This window comes from Flavobacterium sp., assembly GCF_036405015.1.
Taxonomy (GTDB): domain Bacteria; phylum Bacteroidota; class Bacteroidia; order Flavobacteriales; family Flavobacteriaceae; genus Flavobacterium.
Genome location: NZ_DASWYK010000183.1, coordinates 19,947 through 29,133, shown reverse-complemented (window position 1 = coordinate 29,133; position 9,187 = coordinate 19,947). Strand labels below are relative to the sequence as shown.

Here is a 9,187-nt window from a genome sequence, read left to right as displayed (position 1 = left end):
AATTTGTGCTTCTTGAATTTTTAATAAAGCTTCATTTTCCGCGTGATTAATTTTTCCAGTAATTTTTATTAACTCAACTTGAGAGTCCGCTTCAGCATCATCAACTTTAGTTTTAAATTCTGATATTTTATCTTCTGTATCAAGTTCAGTATTAATAACTTCATTAAGTAAATCATCTCTCTTTTTTATTAAATTAGATACTTCTTTATTTAACTGATCAATTAATATATGAGTCAAAGTCCCAGGACTTGCACTCCCATCCGTGCCAAAAACTTCAGCTAATTTTTCATGTTGTTTTGTTAAAGAAGCTAATTCTTTTTTTTGTTTTTTAATTTCTCTTTCTAATTCTGAGTTTTCAGTAATTTTTGATAAATCTAATTTCTCAAAATCTTCTTTCAATTGATTGTAAGCGGCTTGGCCTTTTCCGTATTCACCAATAGTTAGATATGGCATTGTATTGGCTCCATAGGTAACATTGGGTAGTGTTTCTAAAAGGGCACGAACGCCATCTAATGTTTTTTTTGATAAATTTTCACTTTCCATATATTAATATTGTTTTTGGTAATAGCAAACATAATAAATTAACAAATAAAATCTGCTTTTAGGTCGGATGTAGTTTTTACAAAAGGAAAAAAATATTTTGTAAAGGCAAAAGTTACTTTCATAATCCCTCGCGCTAGCAGAAGTAGGGTTTCTCACAAAGATTTCTCCTCCGTCGAAATGACAAGATTGTGTAAAAAACTTTGCGACTTAGCGCCTTTGCGAGATTTTTCAAATTAGACCTTTCATCTTCGCAAGTAGAAAGTCATTCTCCAACAACCTCCCCAACATACCCCAAAAATTCCATTTCATCCAAAGGAAAAATAGAAAGAACCGTTTCTAGAATCAAGCTTATATTTATAGATTCAGATTTCTTTTTTTCTATGTTTTGCATATCGTTGTTGAGCGCCAGAATGCAGAGTTTTAGTAAATCGGAAATAAGGCAGCCGAGTTCGAAATAATTTAAAACTTTGATTTGAGCGATTTGCATTTTAGAATTGTCATTGGCTGGTTTTAGGGTGCGGAAATATAAAGTGGTTAATTCTTTAAGACGTTCCAGGTTTTTAGTTTCGTTGGTTTCCATAATGTTAGTTTTAATTGGCTTAGAAGTTAATGGCTTACAATTTGACCTTTACAAAATAATTATAAGAAAAATTGTACTTTTGTTTGATTTGATGCAAGAGTAGAAATAGATTTTACCGTATGAAATCATTTTTGGCTGTATCATACACCGAAAAATCTGTTTTTTACATTTTGCCAATTTTGATATTTTAATTATTTATCTTTGAATTATGAGCACACTAACAAAACCAAATCATATAGGGCGAAAAATAAGCCGTATTCGTGAACTTCGAGATATGAAGCAGGAAGCTTTGGCGCAGGCTTTAGGAACAAATCAACAGGCGATTTCGGCTATAGAAAATAGTGAAACAATCGATGAAGATAAACTTATCGCAATTGCAAAAGTGCTTGGTGTAACAGCTGAAGCCATTAAAAATTTTTCAGAAGAAGGCGTGATTAACTATTTCAATACCTTTAACGAATCAGGAAATAATACTTTTGGAGATTATAATTCTTGTACTTTCAATCCATTAGATAAATTAATGGAAGCTTTAGAAGAAAATAAAAAGCTTTATGAGCGTTTGCTTCAGGCAGAAAAAGAGAAAATAGAATATTTAGAGAAATTACTAAATCAGAAATAACGAAAGGCAGTTCAGACAGAACTGCTTTTTTGCTTTAAGGACAACTTAATGGCTGAGGTTATGGAAATTCAAAAGTATGTAGAACAAATCAGGGGATTAGAAAATTCACAATTAGATCAAAATACTGAATTGGAAAACGTGATTTCTAAGATGATTTTCGACGGAAAAAGTATTTATTTTCAGGTAAATGATCTTTTCCAAAATCAAAACCTAAATCAAGCACTTCTTTCAAAAATAGAGCAAACTTTAGATCTAATTTTCATAAAAGAAGAAAATGCAAATGTTTGTTTTGCCAATAGTGTTGAGGTTCGGCCAGAATACAAACAAAGTTTCAGATTGCTGGATTTGTTAGATTATATGTATGCTTTTGTGCATTCTTCTGTCTATCAGAAATCTTTAAAAATAATGATAAAAAATGAAGCGGAGTTTTTTTGGAAATTGGTTAAAACAGGATCAGAATTAAGAAATAAAAAACTATCATCTTGAAAAAAGTAATCGAAAACGGAGGAATAACTACAGAACGCTTTAATGTTCCAGCCTTTGACTTAAATGAAGGCGAAATCATTGTGCTGTATTTGTATAATGGAGCTCATTTTTACAATACTGAAATGTTTCTTAAAGAAATTTTTTGCGGAGAGGCTAAACATCCAAATATTTTGGTACATAAAAAAATGACTTTTGTAGAACATATAAAAGAATCGAATTTTAGAAGAATTTTTTGGCCCATCACTGTTGGAGAATATTTAAGAAAGAATGCCGATTTGAGTAGTCCGTTTTCTAAAAAAATATTTGAGATCGAATGGATGACCAACAAAATCAAAGTCAATACGTTGGCAGGTACTCCAAGAAGACTTTTGGCATTGTACGCGACACTTTCTAAAACAAAAAATATTGTATTTGATTTGGGAGGTGTAGATCCTGCGGGATGCGAATTTGCGATGCAAGTGGTACAAGAAGCGGTAAAGGAGGGAGGATCGGCAATTTTATTGGATGCTTTTGATAAGATGAAAAAATACAGTTCTCAATTTATTGCGATAGAATTGAAAGATTATCCGCCAGAGCCAAAAGAAAAATTAAGCTTTTAAATAAAAAAGCAGTTCTCCTGGTAAAAGAACTGCTTTTTAAACTTTTTCGTTGGGGGCAAAAAAGGCTTAGCGACGGAAAGAAGGACTGTGGTTCACAGCTTCATCTAACTTCACTGCCTTTATTTTTTTGGCAGCAACTTTGATTTCGTGTTTCTTCACTTTGTCGTTTGCTTTCACTTCAAGAACATAAGTTCCAGCAGGAAAACTTTCTAAACTAATAGTTTTAGAAACTTCTAAGTTGTTTGCTGCAGCGTCTCCAGCATAAAGTAAATTGTGATTCTCATCATAGATAGAGAAAGATGAATTCTCAACAGTGTCTAAAGTAAAGCTAACTACTTTTCCGTTTCCTGTTTTAATGTTTAGAATATAATCACCTTTTCCATCAATGGCATAGGTAAACACAGTCGCTAAAAAAAAGGCAGCAACTAAACCGGCTTTGGTAAATTTTGTCATGTTTTTTTTAATTGTTAATTACTAAATGTGGAACGAGCAAAACTACAAATACAAATTTAATTTTTGGCAATAAAAAAGCGTTTTCAAACACTTAAGTTGTTGAATTGAAACTATTTCTGCATTTTGTTTGAACTATGTACGTATTTACTGGGCTTGTGGATTTTTATTTTTTGAAAAAAAATCAACTTTTTTTACAGCTTTAAAATCAAGAACTTCAATTTATAAGAATATCTTTTCAGGAACAGATATTAGTGTAAATGTTACATTTAATTTGAAATAAAAAAAACAGCTCTGTAACCAACTAAGAGCTGTCTTTTTCCTTCAAACAATAAAATACTTTTAATTTTTTTTAACCTTGTTTTTATACCTTTTTTGGAGTGTATAAAATTTTAACGTGTAGCAACACTTGTGTTTTTTGCAAAACCTGCTTTGTAAACAGAAGAAATTGCAGTTCTAGATAATGAAGCATTATCTTTAATTGTAATTTCATATTTTGCTTTTTTTACATTGTCTTCTACTACTAAGAAATAAGTTCCTTCTGGAAATTCTTCTAAGCTGAAAGATCTTAAGATTCCGTCTTTACCGGTTGCGTTTTCAGAATAAATTAAATTTCCCTCTTTGTCATAAATAGCTAAATTGGCTTTCTCTACTTTGTTAAGTGCGAAAGTGATCAGTTTTCCATTAGCTTTTAATACATGAAGATTAAATTCATTTCCATCAATTGCGTAAGTGCTAATTCCAGTGAAAAGCAACGCTACTACTAAACTCAATTTTGCAATCTTTTTCATGGTACTTAGTTTTTAAATTATTAGTTCTAATTCTCTGATGCTAAATTACTTATGTAATGCATGAAAAAGCGCAACTGTATTTTCCGATTTCTATGCTATATTCTCATTTACGAAACCGTTATAGGTTAAATTGTGAATTATATTTAACGTTTATGTTAATTCGCTTAATATTTTTTAAACTTTCGCTTGGTTTTAATTTTACAATAGATTAAGAATTTATTTACGAAAAGGAAGGTGTGATTAACCGCAAAGGCGCAAAGGTTTACGCAAAGAGCGCTAAGTTTTTTTGGATCAATTTTATAGAATAAAAAAGTCCGCAAAGCTATGTAGTTAAAGCTTTGCGAACTTTGCGTTTTATATGCGTAATCTTAGATAAAAAACTTACCGCTCTTTGCGGTTAAATAAAAAAAAGTAAAGAGCAAAAAAAAACAGCTCAGTAACCACAAAGAGCTGTTTTTAAAACTTTTGAAAGTTTTTAAACTTACTAACTATCTAACCTCACTTTTTATACTGTATGAGAGTATAAAAACTTTTTTAGCGTACTGCTACGCTAGTATTTTTAGCAAAATCTGATTTGTAAGCTGAAGAAACTGCTTTTTGAGATAAAACAGTAACATTTTCACCAACTAAGATTTCGTATTTTGCTTTTTTTGTATTGTCTTCAATTTCTAAGAAATAAGTTCCTTCAGGGAATTCTTCCAGGCTGAAAGTTCTTAAAATTCCTTCTTTACCAGATGCATTTTCAGAATAAATAAAAGATCCGTCTTTTGCATATATAGTTAAAGTGGCTTTTTGTGTCTGGTTAAGACCGAAACTGATTAATTTTCCATTTGCTTTTATAACATGAAGGTTAAAATCTTCATTGCCATCAATTGCGTAAGTGTTTATTCCTGCGAAAAACAACGCTGCTACTAAACTCAATCTAATAATCTTTTTCATGGTATTTAGTTTTTAAATTAATAGTTCTAATTCTCTGATGCTAAATTACTTCAGTTGTAAGTGTAAATACACAACTATATTTTCCAATTTATATGCTGTATTCTCATTTACGAAACCGTTATATGTTAAAATTTGAATTATTTTTATCGTTTTGGCTAAATCGATAATTATTTTTCAACGTTTTTCATGATTTTTAATTTACATTGAGGTAAAGATTTCTTTAAAAATGTAGGAATTTTTGAATGCTAAGATTTGTTTTTTACGGCAAAGACACAAAGAAGGCGCAGAGTTCGTAAAGCTTTGTAAAATATCTTTTGCGAATTCTATATAAAACATAGCCCAGGGTTTCAACCTTGGGTACGCAAAGATTGAAACACGATACGTACCCTAAGTTGAAACCTTTGGCTATGTTCTGAATAAATTGCGAAATCGTTATGTAAAAAGTTAGCCACAGATTAAAGGATTAACACAGATTTTTAAAATCCTTTTAATCCTTATAATCTGTGGCTAAAGAAAATATTTTGCGAACTTTGCGCTTTTTTTCTTAGCGTCTTTGCGGTTAAATAAAAAAGTAAAGAGCAAAAAAAAACAGCTCAGTAACCACAAAGAGCTGTTTCTAAAACTTTTGAAAGTTTTTAACTTACTAACTATCTAACCTCACTTTTTATACTTTATTAGAGTATAAAGTTTTAAGTGCCGTGAAGTAACACTTAATCTTTAGAATATTTACTTCTTATAAAGAAGAAGTAGTTCCTTTTGAAGATAAAACTGAATTTTTTGAATCTACAGTAATATCGTATTTTACTTTTTTGAAATTATCAGCAACTTCTAAAATATATTTTCCTTGTGGAAATTCTTCTAAACTGAAAGTTCTTAAAATTCCATCTTTACCAGATGCGTTTTCAGTATAAAGTACATTACCATTAGTATCATAAATACTGATAACTGCTTTTTGAAGTTGGTTAATACCAAAAGCAATAACCTTGCCATTTCCTTTTAATACATGAAGATTTAACGCTTCATTTCCATCAATTGCATAAGTACTCATTCCTGTTAGAAGTACTGCGCATACTAAACTTAATTTCATAATCTTTTTCATATTCTATAGTATTAAATTTTTTTCGTTCATTTCTCTGAGGCAAAGTTATACCAACATGTGTGTTATTTTAACATCTATATTTTCCAATTTATATGCTGTATTCTCATTTACGAAACCGTTATAGGTTAAAATTTGATTTAAATCTTATGTTTTTGTTAATTTGATTGTTATTCTTCAAAGTTTTGCAATAATTCAATACTTCATAAAATTTCCATCTTTCTTACAAAATTTGCCATATTGGTATTAATTCGGGTTTTAAATAAGATTATTGAAAAAAATGTCGAGAAAAAAAATGAGACCTGAAAAAAAAGTCGTTTTTGATGTATAATTCGCAGTGTTAAGAACGTTATTTTAATGTAAAATTCGCATTTACGAAACCGTTATAGGTTAAAATTTAAATTATTTTAGGTGTTTTTGTTAATTTTGCTATTATTTTTTAAAAGAATTATCATGAAGACAATTGCCCCAGCTCTTGAAGTGATAACTAACTCATACGGAAGTTCTTTTACCTACACTAAACACGCCGAAAAGACCAATAGTAAAGCTCATTTATGGCATTATCATCCAGAGATTGAGTTGGTGTATATAAATGGCGGGGCAGGAAAAAGACAAATAGGAAGCCATGTTTCTTATTATACCAATGGTAGTTTACTTTTGATAGGAGCCAATTTACCCCATTGCGGATTTACAAATGAAAATACGGGAAATACAAACGAAACCGTAATTCATATTAAACCTGAATTTTTAGGAAGCGATTTTCTTGCTGCTCCTGAAATGAAAAGGGTTCAGAATATTTTAAATCAGGCTAAAGGCGGAATCGCTTTTGGTGGTGAAGCAAAAAAAAGAATAGGAAAGAAAATTGAAATGATGGAAAATGAACCGCCATTTCAGAAACTAATGACACTTTTGAGTGTTTTAGACGAGTTGGAATCGGTTGAGGAATGTACTGTATTAAATGCAGACGGATTTTCGTTAGAATTACAGACTCAGGATAATGATCGTATCAATGTGGTTTTTAATTTTGTGAAAGATCATTTCCAAGAATCGATTTCAATAGACGAAGTTTCGAGTTTGGTAAGTATGACAACGCCTTCATTCTGTCGTTATTTCAAAAAGATTTCCAACAAAACATTTACTGAATTTGTAAATGAGTATCGTTTGGTACATGCTTCAAAACTTTTGGCAGAACAGCCAATGAGTATTAATGAAGTTTGTTACGAAAGCGGATTCAATAATTTCAGTCACTTTAGTAAATCGTTTAAACAATATACTGGTAAAAGCGCTTCGCAATACCGTCACGAGCATAAGATTATAATTAGCTAGTTTTTAGCTAAGTTTTTTTTTAGCCACGAATTCACGAATTTTTTTAATATTAATTCGTGAATTCGTGGCTATTTAATTTTTATTTCACGAATTGGGGAGCTATCAAATTAATTGGTGAAATTTATAGGATCGTGCTATATGAGAATGCTGTAAAATAAAATTCGTGAATTCGTGGCTATCTTTTTTTACTACTAAGACTCAGTCGGATTTTTCATATATACTATTCTGAAAAAAGGTATATTTACAAACCCTAATCAGAAAAAATATATCAAAATGAAGAAAATTAAAATGTTATTGTCTGCATTTTTGCTATGTCTGACCACCTTGACATACGCAGCAAAAGTAGATACTTTACAAGTCGCCAGCACCGCAATGGGGAAAACCTATAAAGCGGCCGTAGTTTTGCCTACTTCTTATGCTAAAAGTAAAACTGCTTTTCCGGTAATGTATTTATTGCACGGAGCTTATGGGCACTTTAGCGACTGGCTTAAAAATACTCCCAACAAAAAACTGGTTCATAATCTGGCAGATCAATACAATATGATTATTGTAATGCCTGAAGGAGAAACATTTAGTTTTTATCTGGACAGCCCCGTAAATAAAGAAAGTCAGTTTGAGACTTTTATTACGCAGGAAGTGATTCAGAAAGTAGATAAAACGTATAAGACAATTGCCAATAGAAACGGAAGAGTAATTACAGGTCTTTCAATGGGTGGACATGGTGCGTTGTATTTGTCGGCCAAACATCCTGATTTGTTTTGTGCAGCAGGAAGTATGAGTGGAGCAGTAGATATGAGTACAATGTTAAACAGAGATTCATCGGCTCAGATTGTAAAATTAATGCAACCCGTTTTCGGAGATAAAAGCGGTAATACAGAATTGTACGAACAAAATTCTGTTTTAAGAATGGCCGATAAAATCAAAGCAAACAAACTTCCTTTGGTGATTGACTGTGGTGTTGATGATTTTTTAATTGAACCCAACAGAGAATTACACAGAAGATTGGTTTATAATAAAACAGATCACGATTATACAGAACGTCCAGGAGCGCATACTTGGGATTATTGGGAAAATTCATTGCCTTATCATGTTTTGTTCTTCAGTAAAATATTGCTTAAAAATCAAGTAATTGCGAAAAAATAAAGGCTGTTTAGTTCTAAAATTAACCGAATTACTTTTTTTGGTTTAATTTTTGGAATACCTTTATAGTATAATCCTTAAAAAAATAAAAATTATGAAAAAGATACTTACACTATTCGCTGTTGTTGGAATGATGGCGTTTTCGAGTTGTTCGAACGATGATAATAATGTTGACTATGATACAATTGGGACAGTTTATGAAAATGTAGCACCAAACTATTATAATTTTACAAATAATAATGGTTATGCAGTTAGATTTACTTTTCCTGAGGGGATTTATGATTCAGATGTAGTGTTGGTGTACCGTTTTGATGGAACAGATGAGGGAGGTAGACCAGTATGGCAAGCATTACCTGAGACTTATTATTTTGACAATGGGTCAAGAGATTTTTCATTAAAATACGTTTTTACACAGAATTATGTAAATATCTATTTAGATGGAAATGACCAGGCAACTATTCCTGCGGAATACCGAACTCAACAAATTTTTAGAATTGTCGTTGTTCCTGCTAATTTTGCAGCTTCGGTAAATAAAAATAATTATTTAGAGGTGATGAAAGCAGCTAAATTAACTGAAAGTCAAGTGCAGAAGGTTAAAATTTAATTTTTGGTTTTATA

At 31.0% G+C, this 9,187-nt stretch carries 12 protein-coding genes; 6 read left to right on the top strand and 6 right to left on the bottom strand.

Annotated elements, in window-relative coordinates; all coding sequences use genetic code 11:
- Together VGE71_RS15645 and VGE71_RS15640 are read right to left on the bottom strand one after the other, a co-directional pair.
- On the bottom strand, positions 1–543 hold a 543-nt coding region (locus VGE71_RS15645; RefSeq protein WP_331139183.1), incomplete at its 3' end, for a hypothetical protein.
- Between the two features lie 262 nt (positions 544–805).
- Positions 806–1,123, bottom strand: coding sequence for a hypothetical protein (locus VGE71_RS15640; protein ID WP_331139182.1), 318 nt, complete (start codon positions 1,121–1,123; stop codon positions 806–808).
- Positions 1,124–1,331: 208 nt separating this feature from the next.
- Here VGE71_RS15640 and VGE71_RS15635 point away from each other — a divergent pair, with 208 nt between their 5' ends.
- Genes VGE71_RS15635 through VGE71_RS15625 form a run of 3 tightly spaced genes read left to right on the top strand, consistent with a single transcriptional unit; the run spans position 1,332 to position 2,827 of the window.
- Positions 1,332–1,742 carry a helix-turn-helix transcriptional regulator gene (locus VGE71_RS15635; protein WP_331139181.1) on the top strand — a complete coding sequence of 137 codons (411 nt, stop codon included), beginning with the start codon at positions 1,332–1,334 and terminating at the stop codon, positions 1,740–1,742.
- Positions 1,743–1,802: 60 nt separating this feature from the next.
- Positions 1,803–2,228, top strand: coding sequence for a hypothetical protein (locus VGE71_RS15630; RefSeq protein WP_331139180.1), 426 nt, complete (start codon positions 1,803–1,805; stop codon positions 2,226–2,228).
- Positions 2,225–2,827: a hypothetical protein gene (locus VGE71_RS15625; RefSeq protein WP_331139179.1), complete on the top strand. Its 603-nt coding sequence runs from the start codon at positions 2,225–2,227 to the stop codon at positions 2,825–2,827. The genes VGE71_RS15630 and VGE71_RS15625 overlap by 4 nt, the downstream gene beginning before the upstream one ends.
- A 66-nt stretch (positions 2,828–2,893) precedes the next feature.
- On the opposite strand, the gene VGE71_RS15620 is transcribed toward VGE71_RS15625, so the two are convergent.
- The 4 genes from VGE71_RS15620 to VGE71_RS15605 form a co-directional block, all read right to left on the bottom strand.
- Positions 2,894–3,280 (bottom strand): secretion protein, encoded by a 387-nt coding sequence (locus VGE71_RS15620; RefSeq protein ID WP_331139178.1) that lies wholly within the window; start codon positions 3,278–3,280, stop codon positions 2,894–2,896.
- A gap of 389 nt (positions 3,281–3,669) precedes the next feature.
- Positions 3,670–4,068, bottom strand: a complete 399-nt coding sequence (locus VGE71_RS15615; RefSeq protein WP_331139177.1) for a secretion protein — start codon at positions 4,066–4,068, stop codon at positions 3,670–3,672.
- 534 nt (positions 4,069–4,602) lie between these two features.
- Complete coding sequence (locus VGE71_RS15610) at positions 4,603–5,007, bottom strand: DUF3244 domain-containing protein (RefSeq protein ID WP_331139176.1); 405 nt, start codon at positions 5,005–5,007, stop codon at positions 4,603–4,605.
- 733 nt (positions 5,008–5,740) lie between these two features.
- Positions 5,741–6,106 carry a DUF3244 domain-containing protein gene (locus VGE71_RS15605; protein WP_331139175.1) on the bottom strand — a complete coding sequence of 122 codons (366 nt, stop codon included), beginning with the start codon at positions 6,104–6,106 and terminating at the stop codon, positions 5,741–5,743.
- Between the two features lie 450 nt (positions 6,107–6,556).
- Here VGE71_RS15605 and VGE71_RS15600 point away from each other — a divergent pair, with 450 nt between their 5' ends.
- The 3 genes from VGE71_RS15600 to VGE71_RS15590 all read left to right on the top strand — a co-directional run bounded on the left by VGE71_RS15600 (position 6,557) and on the right by VGE71_RS15590 (position 9,173).
- Entirely contained in the window at positions 6,557–7,429 is an 873-nt protein-coding gene (locus VGE71_RS15600; RefSeq protein WP_331139174.1) for an AraC family transcriptional regulator, read from the top strand.
- Between the two features lie 273 nt (positions 7,430–7,702).
- On the top strand, positions 7,703–8,572 hold the full coding sequence (locus tag VGE71_RS15595) for an alpha/beta hydrolase (RefSeq protein WP_331139173.1): 870 nt from the start codon (positions 7,703–7,705) through the stop codon (positions 8,570–8,572).
- 91 nt (positions 8,573–8,663) lie between these two features.
- Positions 8,664–9,173, top strand: coding sequence for a hypothetical protein (locus VGE71_RS15590; RefSeq protein WP_331139172.1), 510 nt, complete (start codon positions 8,664–8,666; stop codon positions 9,171–9,173).
- Positions 9,174–9,187: the final 14 nt, after the last annotated feature.

Bases quoted from the DNA above. Each gene is read 5' to 3' on its own strand.
- VGE71_RS15640 (WP_331139182.1), bottom strand. From the start codon at position 1,123: ATGGAAACCAACGAAACTAAAAACCTGGAACGTCTTAAAGAATTAACC.
- VGE71_RS15635 (WP_331139181.1), top strand. From the start codon at position 1,332: ATGAGCACACTAACAAAACCAAATCATATAGGGCGAAAAATAAGCCGT.
- VGE71_RS15630 (WP_331139180.1), top strand. From the start codon at position 1,803: ATGGAAATTCAAAAGTATGTAGAACAAATCAGGGGATTAGAAAATTCA.
- VGE71_RS15620 (WP_331139178.1), bottom strand. From the start codon at position 3,280: ATGACAAAATTTACCAAAGCCGGTTTAGTTGCTGCCTTTTTTTTAGCG.
- VGE71_RS15615 (WP_331139177.1), bottom strand. From the start codon at position 4,068: ATGAAAAAGATTGCAAAATTGAGTTTAGTAGTAGCGTTGCTTTTCACT.
- VGE71_RS15610 (WP_331139176.1), bottom strand. From the start codon at position 5,007: ATGAAAAAGATTATTAGATTGAGTTTAGTAGCAGCGTTGTTTTTCGCA.
- VGE71_RS15605 (WP_331139175.1), bottom strand. From the start codon at position 6,106: ATGAAAAAGATTATGAAATTAAGTTTAGTATGCGCAGTACTTCTAACA.
- VGE71_RS15600 (WP_331139174.1), top strand. From the start codon at position 6,557: ATGAAGACAATTGCCCCAGCTCTTGAAGTGATAACTAACTCATACGGA.
- VGE71_RS15595 (WP_331139173.1), top strand. From the start codon at position 7,703: ATGAAGAAAATTAAAATGTTATTGTCTGCATTTTTGCTATGTCTGACC.
- VGE71_RS15590 (WP_331139172.1), top strand. From the start codon at position 8,664: ATGAAAAAGATACTTACACTATTCGCTGTTGTTGGAATGATGGCGTTT.